Source organism: Bradyrhizobium sp. RDM12 (assembly GCF_051917485.1).
Lineage (GTDB): Bacteria > Pseudomonadota > Alphaproteobacteria > Rhizobiales > Xanthobacteraceae > Bradyrhizobium.
In genome coordinates, this window is record NZ_CM133064.1 from 984,914 (window position 1) to 999,566 (window position 14,653).

At 61.7% G+C, this 14,653-nt stretch carries 12 protein-coding genes, 1 tRNA gene and 1 pseudogene; 8 read left to right on the plus strand and 6 right to left on the minus strand.

Annotated elements, in window-relative coordinates:
• The first annotated feature begins 151 nt into the window (after positions 1-151).
• The 5 genes from ACTGJ9_RS04635 to ACTGJ9_RS04655 all read left to right on the plus strand — a co-directional run bounded on the left by ACTGJ9_RS04635 (position 152) and on the right by ACTGJ9_RS04655 (position 7,850).
• Positions 152-1,117 (plus strand): sensor histidine kinase, encoded by a 966-nt coding sequence (locus ACTGJ9_RS04635; protein WP_456676116.1) that lies wholly within the window; start codon positions 152-154, stop codon positions 1,115-1,117.
• A gap of 280 nt (positions 1,118-1,397) precedes the next feature.
• Positions 1,398-3,134 (plus strand): putative bifunctional diguanylate cyclase/phosphodiesterase, encoded by a 1,737-nt coding sequence (locus tag ACTGJ9_RS04640; RefSeq protein ID WP_456676117.1) that lies wholly within the window; start codon positions 1,398-1,400, stop codon positions 3,132-3,134.
• Between the two features lie 350 nt (positions 3,135-3,484).
• Entirely contained in the window at positions 3,485-6,595 is a 3,111-nt protein-coding gene (locus ACTGJ9_RS04645) for an EAL domain-containing protein (protein WP_456676118.1), read from the plus strand.
• A gap of 1 nt (position 6,596) precedes the next feature.
• Positions 6,597-7,706 (plus strand): sensor domain-containing diguanylate cyclase, encoded by a 1,110-nt coding sequence (locus ACTGJ9_RS04650; RefSeq protein ID WP_456676119.1) that lies wholly within the window; start codon positions 6,597-6,599, stop codon positions 7,704-7,706.
• 67 nt (positions 7,707-7,773) lie between these two features.
• Positions 7,774-7,850: transfer RNA gene (locus ACTGJ9_RS04655), tRNA-Arg, on the plus strand.
• Positions 7,851-8,574: 724 nt separating this feature from the next.
• Here the strand turns inward: ACTGJ9_RS04655 and ACTGJ9_RS04660 are convergent.
• Complete coding sequence (locus ACTGJ9_RS04660; protein WP_456676120.1) at positions 8,575-9,030, minus strand: class I SAM-dependent methyltransferase; 456 nt, start codon at positions 9,028-9,030, stop codon at positions 8,575-8,577.
• 472 nt (positions 9,031-9,502) lie between these two features.
• Between ACTGJ9_RS04660 and galE the strand changes: the two are divergent.
• Together galE and ACTGJ9_RS04670 are read left to right on the plus strand one after the other, a co-directional pair.
• Positions 9,503-10,509 (plus strand): annotated as a pseudogene (gene galE, locus ACTGJ9_RS04665) (UDP-glucose 4-epimerase GalE).
• Between the two features lie 3 nt (positions 10,510-10,512).
• The gene (locus ACTGJ9_RS04670) at positions 10,513-11,244 is read left to right on the plus strand and encodes a hypothetical protein (protein ID WP_456676121.1); all 732 of its coding nucleotides are present in this window, start codon (positions 10,513-10,515) and stop codon (positions 11,242-11,244) included.
• A 616-nt stretch (positions 11,245-11,860) separates the two neighbouring features.
• Here ACTGJ9_RS04670 and ACTGJ9_RS04675 read toward each other — a convergent pair.
• Complete coding sequence (locus tag ACTGJ9_RS04675; protein ID WP_456676122.1) at positions 11,861-12,028, minus strand: hypothetical protein; 168 nt, start codon at positions 12,026-12,028, stop codon at positions 11,861-11,863.
• A 147-nt stretch (positions 12,029-12,175) separates the two neighbouring features.
• Here ACTGJ9_RS04675 and ACTGJ9_RS04680 point away from each other — a divergent pair, with 147 nt between their 5' ends.
• Positions 12,176-12,316, plus strand: coding sequence for a hypothetical protein (locus tag ACTGJ9_RS04680; RefSeq protein WP_456676123.1), 141 nt, complete (start codon positions 12,176-12,178; stop codon positions 12,314-12,316).
• Positions 12,317-12,365: 49 nt separating this feature from the next.
• On the opposite strand, the gene ACTGJ9_RS04685 is transcribed toward ACTGJ9_RS04680, so the two are convergent.
• From ACTGJ9_RS04685 to ACTGJ9_RS04700, 4 genes are all read right to left on the minus strand, one after another.
• Positions 12,366-12,659 carry a hypothetical protein gene (locus tag ACTGJ9_RS04685; RefSeq protein ID WP_456676124.1) on the minus strand — a complete coding sequence of 98 codons (294 nt, stop codon included), beginning with the start codon at positions 12,657-12,659 and terminating at the stop codon, positions 12,366-12,368.
• A gap of 206 nt (positions 12,660-12,865) precedes the next feature.
• A complete protein-coding gene (locus tag ACTGJ9_RS04690; protein ID WP_456676125.1) occupies positions 12,866-13,606 on the minus strand; it encodes a di-trans,poly-cis-decaprenylcistransferase in 741 nt (246 codons plus the stop codon).
• Between the two features lie 14 nt (positions 13,607-13,620).
• Positions 13,621-14,004, minus strand: a complete 384-nt coding sequence (locus tag ACTGJ9_RS04695) for a transcriptional regulator (protein WP_456678440.1) — start codon at positions 14,002-14,004, stop codon at positions 13,621-13,623.
• Positions 13,991-14,620: a hypothetical protein gene (locus ACTGJ9_RS04700; protein WP_456676126.1), complete on the minus strand. Its 630-nt coding sequence runs from the start codon at positions 14,618-14,620 to the stop codon at positions 13,991-13,993. The genes ACTGJ9_RS04695 and ACTGJ9_RS04700 overlap by 14 nt, the downstream gene beginning before the upstream one ends.
• Between the last annotated feature and the right edge of the window lie 33 nt (positions 14,621-14,653).

A 14,653-nucleotide genomic window follows, 5' to 3' on the forward strand; every position in this document is an offset into this window, starting at 1 on the left:
GCCGATCGATGACGTCACGACGACAATCGGCGCCGCAACGATCACAATTCCGGCCGACACCCGACACGGCAAGCTTTGCTTGCGCATGCGAGATGCGTAACATCATGCCCCGTCTCTCGATTTTCGGACTTCTATCGCAACCGGGCTGCGCATGGGGAAGCTGATCAACGAATTCCGCAAGGGCTGGCAAGGCGTGGCACCGCCGTCGCTCGGCCTGGGCGCTGCGTTCGCGGTGGCCTGCCTGTTGGTTGCGACCCTGGCACGCTGGGGCCTCGCGCATGTCCGGCCCGACGTCTACTTCACGCCGTACTTTCCGGCCGTATTCTTTGCCGCCGCCTTCGGAGGCATTCGGATCGGCGTGGTGACGGCGCTGGTCGGCGGCGTGCTCGGCGTCATCTTGAATTTCGGCGACGCGTTTGCCGATCGCGCGCGGTTCGCCCTGCTGGCACTGTATTGGGGCGTTTCCGCCCTGACGATCTGGGGCGTCGAGCACTATCGCACGATACTGGCGGAGCAGCGCCGGATCTCCAAGCGCCTGATCGAGGAGGAGGACTATCGCAAGATCCTGGTCGACGAACTCCAGCACCGGCTGAAGAACAAGCTGTCGACCGTGCACGCCGTGCTGCACCAGGTGCTGCACGACGAGCCGCAGGTCTGGGCCCGGATCGATCCGCGGCTGCGGTCGCTGGCCGCGACCGACGACCTGATTTCGCGGATCGACAAGGCAGGCTGCGACATCCGCGACCTCCTGATCTCCGAACTCGGCCCTTACGGCCACGTTCGCTTCACGCTCAACGGCGACCGGCTGTTCCTGCCGCCGAAGCTTGCGGTGACGCTGTCACTGATGTTTCACGAACTCGCCACCAACGCCGGCAAATACGGCGCATTCTCCTCGCCACGCGGATTGCTGCAGGTATCATGGACCGTCAGCGACGATCGCCTGACCGTCACATGGGACGAAACCGGAGGACCGAGCGTCGACAAGATCTCGGAGCCCGGTTTCGGCACCAAGTTGCTGAAATCGGCGCTCTCCGCCTTCGACGGCAAGACCGAAGTCGCTTATTTGAAAACCGGGCTGCATTGCATCATGCAGTGTCGCATTCCCAAGGGTGAATAGAGCAAAATGAACTCGCGCTCCGTCGGTGGATCACCTCTCCCCACGGGAGAGGTGTCAACGACAACGCGCATCGATGCAAACGAAGGAGACCCAGGCGCGCGCTTTCGCTGACGCTGTTGACCTTCCGTTAATGACGATCGGCGGCGCAGCTCGCGACGCCACAGGTTTCTCTCAAAACACCCCCGTATTTCTGGCGACCCCTTAACCAAACCTAAGAGGGAACCGCGCATGATCGCGTCCATTGCAAACGCGCGCTGAAACAACAAAATTCATGACTTCTATGAACGACAATGCATATAGCGGCGCGAGTGAAGCCGAACTCGGATTTCTCAAGGAAATCGTTAGAATGCTGCCTGCCGGCCTGACCGTGCAGGACGCGCAAGGCAAGCTTCTCCTGGTTAACGATGTCGCGGCCGCCCAGCTCGGCATGGACGGCAGTCGCCCGTCGCCCGATCTTACACAGCGCCGCGCGGCCTGCGAGCGCGCGCTGAGGGCCGGTCAGCCGGTCACCTCCGAAGAAGCGCTCCAGGACGGCACCGCGCGCCAGGTGCTGCTGACGACTCATCGGCCGGTTCAGCTCGCCGGCCGCGAGCTCCTGATCTCGTCCTCCGCCGACATCACCGAGCAGAAGAATTTCGAGGACCAGCTGTTTCGCTCGGCCTATTTCGACGAGCTGACCGGCCTGCCCTCGCGGCGCGTGATCGAGCATCGCGCGAACAGCCTGCTCGCGCAGGAGCGCGGCGGTGAGCGCTTCGCCCTGGCCTTCCTCGACGTCGACAATTTCAAACACATCAACGACTATTACGGCCACGCCGTCGGCGACGCGCTACTGGTCGAGCTGTCGAAGCGGCTCGGCCGCGACTTGCGCGATTCCGACGTGCTGTCGCGCATCTCGGGCGACGAATTCCTGCTGCTGCTTTCCCCGATCCAGAGCCAGGACGAAGTCGCCGAATTCCTGAACGCGACATTGGAGCGGCTGACCGCGCCGTTCTTCATCGACAATTCGGAAGTGTTCGTCTCCACCTCCGTCGGCGTCAGCCTCCATCCCGATCATGGCCGCAGCTTCGAAACGCTGCGCCAGAACGCGGATATCGCGATGTACCGCATCAAGAACGACGGCAAGGGATCCGCCGCCTTCTTCGACGCCGGCATGGAGCGCGAGGCCTTGGCACGGATGAAGATCGAGCAGTCGCTGCGGCTCGCCATTCTCGAAAAGCGCTTCTGCTGCGCTTTCCAGTCCAAGGTCGACATTCGCTCCCAGGCCGTGAAAGGCATCGAGGCCCTGGTGCGGCTGCGCGACGACGAAGGCGTGATCCAGGCGCCGGGCTCATTCATCAATCTGGCGACCGAGCTCGGGCTGATCGACGAGCTCACTCATCTCGTGCTGGCCGAGATCGTCAAGTCGATCGACCTGATCAACGACACGTTCGGCGCGGAAGCGACCATCAGCATCAACGTCGCCGCCAAGCAGGCCGGCAATCCCGAGTTCATGCGCACCTTCGCGCAGGCGCTGGACGACACCGGTTTTCCCCAACGCTTCATGATCGAAGTGACCGAAGACGCCTTCGTCGCCAAGAATCATTTCCAGTCCGAAATCCTGCCGATGTTCCGCAAGCTTGGGGTCGGCATCTCGATCGACGACTTCGGCACCGGCTATTCATCGCTGTCGGCGCTGGCCGACATCACCGCCGACGAGATCAAGATCGACCGCTCGTTCATCACCGACATCCATAAGCGCCCGCGCAGCCAGGGCATTCTGCGCGCGATCGAATCCTTGAGCGAAGCACTCGGCATGACCGTGATCGCCGAGGGCCTCGAATCCTACGAGGAACTCGCCTATCTCCAGGCCGCGACCAAGATCCGCTACGCGCAGGGCTATTATTTTGCTCGCCCGATCTTCCTGGAGGAGCTGAAGCTCGCCACGCCCGCCTCGAGCGAGTCCCGCGCCAGCGTCTCCGCGCGCCCGATGCAGCAGAACCGCCAGGGCTATTCGCGGGTGGGTGGGTATCGACGGTGAGGCAGACCGCTAGGCGGTGATGCGACGCGCAACAATCTCGGTGTCGCCAACCGACTTGACGGAGCGACCTGGTCCGCCGAAGGCAGTTGTGATCGAAGCGATGGACGCGGCGTACTGGATGCCGCGCCTTCGCTGGGCATGACAGGGTGCGCGGCCGCCCCGCAGTAGGCTTCAATTAACGATGCAGCGCAGCGCGCCTTGCAAGGCGACGTAACCGTGGCGCGACGTCAAGCGTTTCTTGCGTGGAGGATATCCGTAGAAATCCGCAACCGTTTAAGCCGCGGGTAACCGGCTTTCCTAAGCATTGCGCCATCTGTCCGTAGTATTTCTGTTCCTCCAGGGGGAGTGGAATGCGCCAGGTGTTTCTACGGATGGCAGCTGCGATGTTCCTGGCCGCAAAGAGCGGCTGGGACGCCGCCATGCGGCGCGGCCCCGTGCTGTGGCTGACACTCTCGGGCGCATTGCTGGTCGCCGGCATCTTCGCGGTGACCGCGATGGCCGTCGGCGAGTTTCGCGAGAAGACACTCACCAATCGCGAGCGCGAGCTGGAAAACACGGTGCAGCTGATCGCGCGGCATTTCGACCAGCAGTTTGAAGATTCCGATGTGGTCGCGGCCGATTTGATCGGACAGATGCATTTGCCGGAGATCACCTCGCCGCAAATGTTCCGCGAGCGCATGTCCGAGCCTGAGGCCCAGCGGATGCTCATGGGCAAGGTCGGCGCGGTGTCCTATCTCGGCGATATCGCGATCTACGACGCCGACGGCGAGCTGATCAGCTGGTCGCGAGCCCAGCCGCTCCCCAAGGTCAACGTGTCTTCGCGCGCCTACTTCCAGACCTTCAAATCGAATCCAATGTCGGAGCCGGTGCTGCTGGAATCCGTGCGCAGCTTCCTGATCGGCAAATGGACCACGATCGTGGCACGCCGGCTGAGTCTCCCGGACGGCACTTTCGTCGGCGCGATGGTCCGGCGGATCGATCCCGACAGCTATCAACGCTATTTCGCCTCGGTCGCGCTGGCTGACGGCGCCGCCATCTCGCTGTTCGACCGCGAAGGCGTGATGCTGGCGCGCTATCCGCATGTCGACTCGATGATCGGAACCAGCTACAGGAGCGCGCCGCTGATGCGGAAGGTGCTGACTCGCAGCGGTCAGCACACGCTTCGCGTCAAGAGCCCGGTCGACGGCGAGGAGAAGCTCGGTTCGGCTGCGTCGCTGACCCATTTTCCGCTGGTCATCGTGGCCACTCATACCATGTCGTCCGCGCTTGCCGACTGGCGGCAGCAGACCGGCTTCATGGTCACCACCGCGACGCTCTCGGCGGCGGTGATCGCGCTGATCCTGTTCATGATCATCCGCCAGATCAACCGGCAGAACCGGGAGGCCCAGCAGCGGCTTGAGGCGGAGCGGCTGCGGCTCGACACCGCCCTCAACAATATGTCCCAGGGGCTGATCCTCTACGACGCCGCCGGATACATCGTCACCTGCAATCGCCGCTATGCCGACATGTTCGGCCTCTCCCACGACGTCATCAAGCCGGGCTGTCACATCACCGAAGCGATGTCCCATCGCAAGGAACGCAACGCTTTCAGCGGCGACGTCGAAGCGTTTTGCGCCGATGTCATGAGGGGCGTTGCCGAAGGCAAGGTCGCCACGAAAACGCATCAATTGCCCAACGACCGCGCCTTCCAGGTCATCAACACGCCGCTCGCGTTGGGCGGATGGGTCGCCACGATCGAAGAGATCACCGAGCGGCTCAACCTGGAGCAGGAGCGCGACCGCAACTACACGTTCCTCCGCGAGATCATTGATCACATTCCCTCGCAGATCACGGTGAAGGACGCCCGGACACGGCAATATCTGCTGATCAACCACACTGCTGTCGAGCAGCTCGGCCAGTCGCGCGAAGCCATCGTCGGCAAGACCCCCTTCGACATCTACCCGGATGAGACCGCCAGGGTCGTCACCGAGGACGACAGCAAGGCGCTGCAGATGACCGAGGGATTGTCCAAGGACGAGCATGCCTGGACAAGCCAGACCATGGGTCTGCGCTACATCACCTCGACCCGGATCGGCATCCGCGACTCCTTCGGCGAGCCGCGCTACCTCATCAACGTCGTCGAGGATGTCACCGAGCGGCGGCGCGCCCATGACAAGATCGCGCATATGGCGCATTACGACGCGCTGACCGACCTGCCGAACCGCACGCTATTCCGCGAGCAGATCGAGCGCGAGCTGGAGAAGGCCGCCCGCGGCGAACAGTTCGCGCTGCTCTATATCGACGTCGACGAATTCAAGGCCATCAACGATCTGCTCGGCCATCACGTCGGCGACGAGCTGTTGAAGGCGATTGCCGGGCGCATCCGCGCCTGCCTCAAGCCGGGCGATCTGATCGCGCGGCTCGGCGGCGACGAATTTGCGGTGATCCAGACCGGGATCGAATCATCCGCCGACGTGCTGTCCTTCGTGACGCGGATCCATGAAGCGATCCGCCGCCCCTATCACTGCCTCGGCCACCAGCTCTCGACCGACGCCAGCATCGGCATCGCGCTCGCGCCGCAGGACGGCGCCGATCTCGACCAGCTCATCAAGAACGCCGACCTCGCCATGTACGGCGCCAAGGCGGAAGGGCGGCGCACCTACCGCTTCTTCGTGCCGGAGATGGATGCGAGCGCCAAGGCCCGCCTCACCCTGGAGCAGGATCTGCGCCAGGCGCTGATCGACGGCGGTTTCGAGATCCACTACCAGCCGCTGGTCAATCTGGACTCGGGCGAGGTCTCCGGCTGCGAGGCGCTGCTACGCTGGCGCCATCCCGAGCGCGGCATGGTCTCGCCGGCTGAATTCATTCCGATTGCCGAGGATACCGGCCTGATCAACGAGATCGGCGACTGGGTGCTACGCACGGCCTGCAACGAGGCCGCGACCTGGCCCGCCCATGTGCGCGTCGCCGTCAACGTCTCGCCGGTGCAGCTCAAATGCGACACGCTGGCGCTGCGGATCGCGGGGGCGCTGGCCGCCTCCGGACTCGCGCCGCGGCGGCTCGAACTCGAGATCACCGAGGCCGTGCTGATCCGCGACGACGAGGCGGCACTCTCGATCCTGCACCAGCTTCGCTCGATCGGCGTGCGCATCGCGCTGGACGATTTCGGCACCGGCTATTCCTCGCTGAGCTATCTGAAGCGCTTCCCGTTCGACAAGATCAAGATCGACCGCTGCTTCGTCGCCGACATCGCCGATTCCGGCGGGTCCCCCGTGATCGTGCAGGCGGTGGTGAACATCGCCTCCGCCAGCAACATGACCACGGTCGCCGAAGGCGTCGAGACCGAGGCCCAGCGCGAGATGCTGCGCGCGCTCGGCTGCACGGAGATGCAGGGCTACCTGTTCAGCAGGCCGAAGCCGGCGGCCGAGGTGCGCGGCCTGTTTGGCCCGGGCGATGCCATGCCTGTGGCGGCGGTGGCCTGAGATGGCAAAACACATCAAGACCATTGCTGGAAAGACCCTTGCTGGAAAGACGCCCGCCAAAGCCGTCGACGTGGCGGATTCCTATGCGGTGCGGCTGATGCAGCACCTGGTGGTGCCGACCTTCGTGATCGACCCCAGGCGCCGCGTCGTGATCTGGAACAGGGCGTGCGAGCGGCTGACCGGCGTTGCCGCTTCCGAGGTGATCGGCACCACGAAGCACTGGCAGGCCTTCTACGAGACCAAGCGCCCCTGCCTCGCAGATCTGGTCGCGCTCGACCGGCCCGAGCAGCTGCCGGAGTTCTACTCGGAGTACGCCGCGCGCGGCCACAACGGACTGGGCTTCAGCGCCGAGAACTGGTGCGTGATGCCCAAGCTCGGCAGCCAGCTCTATCTCGCGATCGACGCCGGCCCCATCCATGACGAGGCGGGCAATCTGATCGCCGTGGTGGAGACGCTGCGCAACCTCACCGACCAGAAGCGCGCCGAGATGGCGCTGAAGGAGCTCGCTACCAAGGACGGCCTGACCGGGCTGTCGAACCGCCGCTCGTTCGACCAGATGCTGATGAGCGAATGGGAACGCGCGCAGCGGACGCAGAAGCCGTTGGCGCTGCTGTTCGTCGATGTCGATCATTTCAAGCTGTTCAACGACGCGCACGGCCACCAGTCCGGCGACGAATGCCTGCGCGAGGTCGCGCGCGTCGTCAGCCGCCACGCGGTGCGCCCGCTCGACCTCGCCAGCCGCTATGGCGGCGAGGAATTCGCGCTGATCCTGCCCGACATGAGTTGCGCCGACGCCTGCGCCATCGCCGAGCAGATCCGCGGTGCCGTCATGGCCTTGCGGATCGCCCATGGCGCCGAGGGGGCCGGCAACCACGTCACCCTCAGTGTCGGCGTCGCCAGTCACATCCCCGGCGAGGACGACGGCGCCCCCGACCGGCTACTGGGGGCCGCCGACCAGGCGCTCTATGCCGCCAAGCGGCTCGGCCGCAACCGGGTCGTCTGCTCCGAGCGCATCCTGGCCGAATTCGCGGGCCTCGGCCGCGACAATGTGCCGGCCAGCGGTCCGGTTGGTCATCAAGTTCCTGGTCTGGCCCCACGCAAATCGGCCTGAAGCGCGGCGATTGCCGCGGCGAGACCGGTTGCCCACCTCTCGCCAATCGGCTACATGAACCCTCGCTGCACCCGTAGCTCAGCTGGATAGAGCGTTGCCCTCCGAAGGCAAAGGTCACACGTTCGAATCGTGTCGGGTGCGCCATTTGAATTGGGCACTTCTCGGATTTGGCTCGCTGCCCGAATTTGGCTGGGTAAGCACCGGGTAAGCAGGCGAGACGGTCTCAGTCCCAATAATTCGATTTCCGGGAATTTCAGACGAACCGCGCCACTTGGCGTACAATCCCGGCGGCTCTAACTGCCGCCGGATGAAAGTTCGTTGGCCACCACTGGACAACGAAACGCGAAAAGAATTATCGACAATGTTGCCGACAGCGCTCGGCAAGCCAGCGCGCCAGCTCGGCTTTCGCGCTTTGGGCAGCCTTCAATCTGGCTCAAATCATCAGGGCTCGAACGGAAGGAAATGCAACGTGTCTGTCGAGCCAGGCGGCTGACTTGACCAGCAAGCGTCTCGAATTTCTGCGCCAAGGTATCCCGGACCTGCGCCGTCTTGCGGTCCTGACCGAGATTGGCAATCTCGGAATGTGCTTGAGCTGAACCAGCTACAGGCAGCGGTCAAAGCGCTCGACCTCGTCATGCGGAACGCATGAGCTGAAGCGGTTACGATGGTAGCGAGGGTTTCCGGTATATTACCCTCATAGCGTCAAAAAGGTTCACCGGAATCCCAACAGACTTTCCAAAGCTGATTTTTGTCCGCCCGGTGAAACCGAGAAGTCTGGGAAGTTGGAACAGAATGAGATCCAGGGGTACCGTCTTCCACGGATGATCGAATTTCTCGAGTACCGCACCTAGGCGATGTGCAAGCGCCTTCACGCTCTTGCGCGTGAAAAAAACAGGTGTTGTGGCGGCGTCATCAATCTCCAGTTCTTCATCCCGGCGCGCGCCGGGATCGAGCCGAAATCTCCGGTGGTGAATACGATCACTCCACCCGGATTGAGATGCTGCCAGCACAGAGCAAGCGTTGCGTGTGGATCCGGCAAGTGTTCAATGACATCAAAAAGAACGATTGCGTCGAATTTTCCCATTTCATGTAGTACTTGCTCGCTAACCAATCCGGTCCGTACCGCGAGCCCTCTTGAGCGCGCGAATTTTGCAGCTTCTTCGGAAATTTCGATTCCTTCCGCGGTGAAAAATTTCTCAGCCTCGAGCAGGAAGAAACCGTAAGCTGAACCAACTTCCAGAATTTTGGCTCCCTTGGGAATATATTGAAGCAGGAATCTGACGGATCGGGCGAATTCTATTCGAAGAACGGCTTCCGAAGCCACGTAGTCGGAATATCCGTCGCTGTGTCCTCCATTGAAATAATTCTCAGTATAGTACGATTCGGGGCGAAATTCCGCGCGTCGGTGCGACCGATACCGCACGTCTCGCATTTGAAAATCTTGAAACCCGACTTTTCAAAAAGAAAAGTGTGAGGGGATACTGCTCCGCACGCCGGGCAATCAAAATCTCTAAACATCCAAATCCCTCAGATGATCTGTGAGGCTGCTGAAAGGGTTTTATGCCGTATCACCGGAGCGATCTGAATGCATCAGTCGCTTATCGTTCACGATCGAAAGTTGGCCCATTTGCTCGCTACGAATCCTACAGAGATGACCACTGAGTTTTCAATCGGTTGCTCGCCCCCGTAGAACATAAACGCTTTGACATTTCCGCTGTCTGGCGACGCCTTGATTTGCCTGAATATTGCACACAATGAGTATGCATGCTAACTCCGCCCAATTGCGGGGGCAGGCTATGACCGTATTGGTCACCGGGGGCGCCGGTTACATCGGAAGTCATATGGTTCACGCCTTGGTTGATTCCGGGGAGCGGGTGATTGTGCTCGACAATCTTTCGACCGGGCGTACTGCCGCGTTGCCGGCGGGTGTACCGCTTATCGTGGGAGACACCGGCGATTCGGAACTGGTGGCCTCGCTTATCCAGACTCATCACGTAGAGGCTATCCTGCATTTTGCGGCGTCGATCGTGGTTCCCGAATCGATCGGTCAGCCCCTCGGTTACTATCGCAATAACACCTCGAACTCGCGTACCCTGATGGAAACGGCGATCACTGGGAAGGTCCAGCGCTTCATCTTTTCGTCCACGGCCGCGGTGTATGGGAACCCCTACAAGTACCGGTCCCCGAGGATGCTGTGCCCGCGCCGCTGTCTCCCTATGGATGGTCTAAACTGATGACCGAGGTGATGCTGCGCGATGCTGCGGCGGCGCACGGTCTCAGTTACGTCGTCCTGCGCTACTTTAACGTCGTCGGCGCGGATCCGCAAATGCGTACGGGGCATTCCGCGCCGGACGCGAGTCATCTGATCAAGGTTGCCGTTCAGGCCGCGCTGGGGTTGCGGGACCATCTCGATATCTTTGGTACGGACTACGAAACTCCGGACGGGACTTGCGTACGCGACTACATCCATGTCAGCGACCTTGTGCGGGCACATCTTGCCGCGCTCGGCTATCTACGGAGAGGAGGCGCTAACATCACGCTCAACTGCGGCTATGGTCGCGGCCATTCGGTGCTTCAGGTCGTTGACAGCGTGCGCCGCGCGGTCGGGCACGATTTTCCGGTTCGGATTACTTCGCGCCGCCCCGGCGATCCGATGGCAATCGTGGCGCAAGCGTCGAAGATCTGTTCGCTATTGAATTGGTCCCCCCAATTTGAGGATCTCGATAAGATCATCGCTCATGCAATTGCCTGGGAACGCTATTTGATGTGCCAAGCCCAGGCGGGACACTCGGCGGCTACGTAAACTATGCTTTCGATATTTCCTCTATTTGCAATTCTCGGTGGCGGCCTTTGGCTGTCGCACATCACACGCAAGCCCATCGAACTCACGCTCCTGGCCTTGTGCTGTTGGATCATCCAGATTTTGTTCTTCTCCGGTCTGCTCGGCTTTCTGCCTCAGGGCCGGTTGATCCTGATTGCCGCTGGCCTCGGGGCGTTCATCTGGATCGCGGTTCGGCATCCATCCATACTTAAGCAATTGATGGAGCCGGGACCTGTGATCACGGGTCTCGTTCTCGCGGGCCTGGCTGTGCTGAACCGGCATTCGATGCTGATTTCTTGGGATGAATTCTCCCACTGGGGGCAAATCGTACGGTATATTACCTTGACGGATGCATTCCCTGTTCGCGCTGACGCTGTCCTATTGCCAGACTATCCGTTTGGAACCGGGCTGTTCGAATATTTTGTTGCGATCGGAGCGGGGACCGACGAGCGATCCAGGATATTTGCGATAAATCTTCTCAAGCTGACCGCACTTCTTCCGTTGTTCACGGGACTCAAATGGAAAGACGCGATTATTCTGCCGGTGACGGCTTTCATAATCCTGTCGCCAAGTCTTCTTCATTTTCAGTTTAGTACCGTCTGGGACAACCTGCTGATCGACATAACTCTCGGCATGATCGGAGCAGGTGCTGTGGTGGTTTATCTGAATGGCGGCGCCGATTTCCGCTCGACCATCCCATGTATTGTCCAATGCTGAAGCCATCGGCATTCCCAAGTTTAAAGCACGAACCGTTAATTCTAGCGTCAATTTACGAAATTGTGCCCACGCCTCGGAGCCCCCTTCATTAAAAGGGCGTTGCCGGCTCCTATCAATAGCGTAGATGTGGCGATGAATCCAAAATTCGTCGCTGCGAGTCACTTCCGGTCGTCAAAGGTCTTCAGAGTCCCCGAGGAAGCGGCGGACGTCTTTTTTATCCGAACAAGGGTAAGAACCGCGAGGAAACTCTCCTGCGCCGCAGTATGATAAGGTAAAACAAGGGCAGGCAACCCGCGCTTGCTCTGGTATTTGGCTTCCAGGAACCCGCTCCCATCGGCGGGTCTTCGGTCCCGTAGCTCAGATGGTTTTCCTAAACCGAAAACGGCCTATATCCTCGGCACGGGAAGGAAATGATGGACCCCGCATGCCCCCAAGATCGCGTAGCGCACGTCCGGGTCAAGCCGGTAGACGTCACACGGGAATTATACCCTCATGAGTCATGCTTTCGCGCTGCTATTGGCTGAAGGCGACGATAAAGTGATTGGGCTAGTTTTTGCCGTAGCGGCTTGAGCATGCCAGGAAAGAGGCTGATGGAACTGTGCATAACGTCCTTATCTCAGTTCATCGTCGGCTTTCCGATCGTCTCGGCCTGCTCATCAGACCACAAGCGCGCTTCGTTGGGGAGCTTATCATAAAGCGCGTAGGCTTCCGCCGATAGCATGTCGAGTTGTGGAGTACCGGCCATGGACTCAGCATCGACCAGCTTGGTTAAAAACTGCTCCATCGATCCGAGACCAGATCAGTATCGATCTCTAGAAAAATCGTAGGGTATCGCTCTTTTCTGGTCCCGCGTCACGGCGCGCGGTCTCGCCGGCTTCATCCTCCTGCATCGCACGGAATGGTCTGCGCGATCTCAAATGAGGAGACTGCCATGCAGAACATGGCTCGCGAATTGAGGGAGACGGAGCTCGAGACGATCGCCGGCGGAAATCTCTGGGACAGCATTGCCGGCTCCTTCCGTGGCCCGCTCGGCGGCGCCGGCGATCTTCGCCGTCCGCTCGACCGCCCCTGATCTTAACTGCTCCGGATGGGGTCCGCACGCGGCCCTCGTCCTCGCGATCTCAGTGCCTGATATGCTCGAACACCACGATCACGCCAGTCGGCTCGGGCTCGTGCGCCATCAGGCGTGTCAGATCCGCATCGCTCCAGTCGGCGAGGCTGACGACTTCACCGGTCTCGCGCTGCGCGCCGAGCGACGGGGTCGGCTCGAGGACTTTCAATCCCATCTCGTCGACGAAGAAGGTGTGTTCCCCGAACATGCTGTTGAGCTGCGGCATGGCGGGATGCTCGTCGGGCAGCACCTGCGCGCCGAGCTGGTTGACGGTCTGCTTCACCTGGTCGGATGTGAGCTTCATGAGCTGCTCCGTTCTGTCACGTCGGTTTCCTGGCTTGAACCAAGTTTCTGGCCGGAGCGCGTGTTCCCTGCGCCTGTGTCGCCTGGCTCAGCTCGAACGGGTGCTGCGCACAAATGTTCCAGCGAAATGAATTTCGTGATCGCGCGTTGCATCTGTCGCGCCGACGGTGCGCAGGCAGGCGGCGACACCCTTCGGGGTGACGAAACTCACGCCCGCGAGAGTGAAGGCACCTCATCCGGCATAATGGCCTGGAGGCCGCCGAAGCGGCGTTCGCGACCATGGAAGGAGGCCAGCGCCGCAGCGAGATCGCCTGCATCGAATTCCGGCCACATCCGCTCGGTGAAATGCAGCTCGGCATAGGCGCCTTCCCAGAGCAGGAAGTCCGACAACCGCTTTTCGCCCGACGTGCGGATGATCAGATCGACGTCGCGCAAGCCGGCCTGACCGGTGACCAGTTGCGAGAAGGCTTCGCGGGTGAGGCTGGTCAGCGCGGCCGCTTTCGCAGCGGCATTGAGAATGGCGTCGCGCGCGGAATAGTCGACGGCGATGCGCAGATGCAGCGTGGTGCCGTGCGCAGTGGCGGCCTCCGCGCGCGCGATGGCGGTGGCAATGCCGCCCGGCAAGCGGTCGCGGCGGCCGATCACGTTGAGCCGCACGCCGTTCTTCACCAGGCTCTGCACCTCATGTGCGAGATAGAAGCGCAGCAGCGTCATGAGCGCGGCGACCTCGGCCTTCGGCCGGCGCCAATTGTCGGTCGAGAACGCATACAGCGTCAGCGTGCCGATGCCCTGCTTGGGCGCGGCCTCCACGATGCGGCGGATCGTCTCGACGCCGGCCTCGTGGCCGCGCATGCGCGACAGGCCGCGCCGCGTCGCCCATCGTCCGTTGCCGTCCATGATGATGCCGACATGAAGCTTCTCGTTGGCGGACGTGACGTCACTTTGCATCGCAAAGTCTCCAGTCAAAAAGGGGGACGATCAGGTCGGGAGAATGCCGAGCCGGCCGAGCGGCGGTGCCTCGCGGCCTTGGCGGCATCGCGCACCAGCCGCTCGAGCACAGCGAGATAGTCGAGGAAGCGGCGGCGGCCGGACTTGGTCAGACGGCAGGTGGTGTGCGGGCGATTGCCCTCGTAGCCCTTGGTCACCTCGACGAGGCCCGCTTCCTGAAGCACGGCGAGGTGCCGGCTGAGATTGCCGTCGGTCAGGCCGCAGAGCTGCTTGAGATCGGCGAACGCAAGCCCCTTCGGGTATGCCATCAGCGAGGTCAGAAGCCCGAGCCTCGCCTTCTCGTGGATCACACGGTCGAGCCCCTCATAGGAGAACGGCGCGGTGTCAGTCTTCGACATCATTCTCTCCGGAGGCGACATACAGAATGGCCGCCATCACCGACTGGCCGATCACGAAAGGCAATCCCATCGTCCATGGCGACAGCATGTGAGTCTGGCTCGCCAGCGCCAGCACCGCAAAGCCCGAGATGAAGTACCAGGCCCCGGCGAACGCCACGCTGCGCGGCAGCGCGCGGATGGAGGCGAAAATGCCGAGCGATATCAGGATCTGCCACAGTCCCGGCAGGAGCCACAGCGTCTCGCCCGCGAACTTCCACATCACCACTGCAAGCAAAATGCCGGCGACGCCTGCGGGCAAAAACTGTTCGACTGCCTGGTGGATCATGGCGTCGGCAAGGCCCGAATGGTGACGGTGCGAGCGCGCGCGCATCTCGATCCAGATCATCAACCCAGACAGCGCAGCGGCAGCGAACCAGCCGAGAAAGAAGCCGAGCGGCTCGCCGGTGGGATCGCCGAGCAGCCAGAACTGCAGGACCGCGGTGACAAGTGCGACGGCGCCGGTCGCGGCCATCGTCGCCGGGCCGTAGCCGCGGAACGCCGTGCCGGCCGCAATCTGGCTGCGGATCGCCACGATGTCGGCCAGCGCCTTGTCGAGATCGCGCGTCGGCAACGCCAAAACTTCGCTCCACCCCTTACGGCCGGAATCACT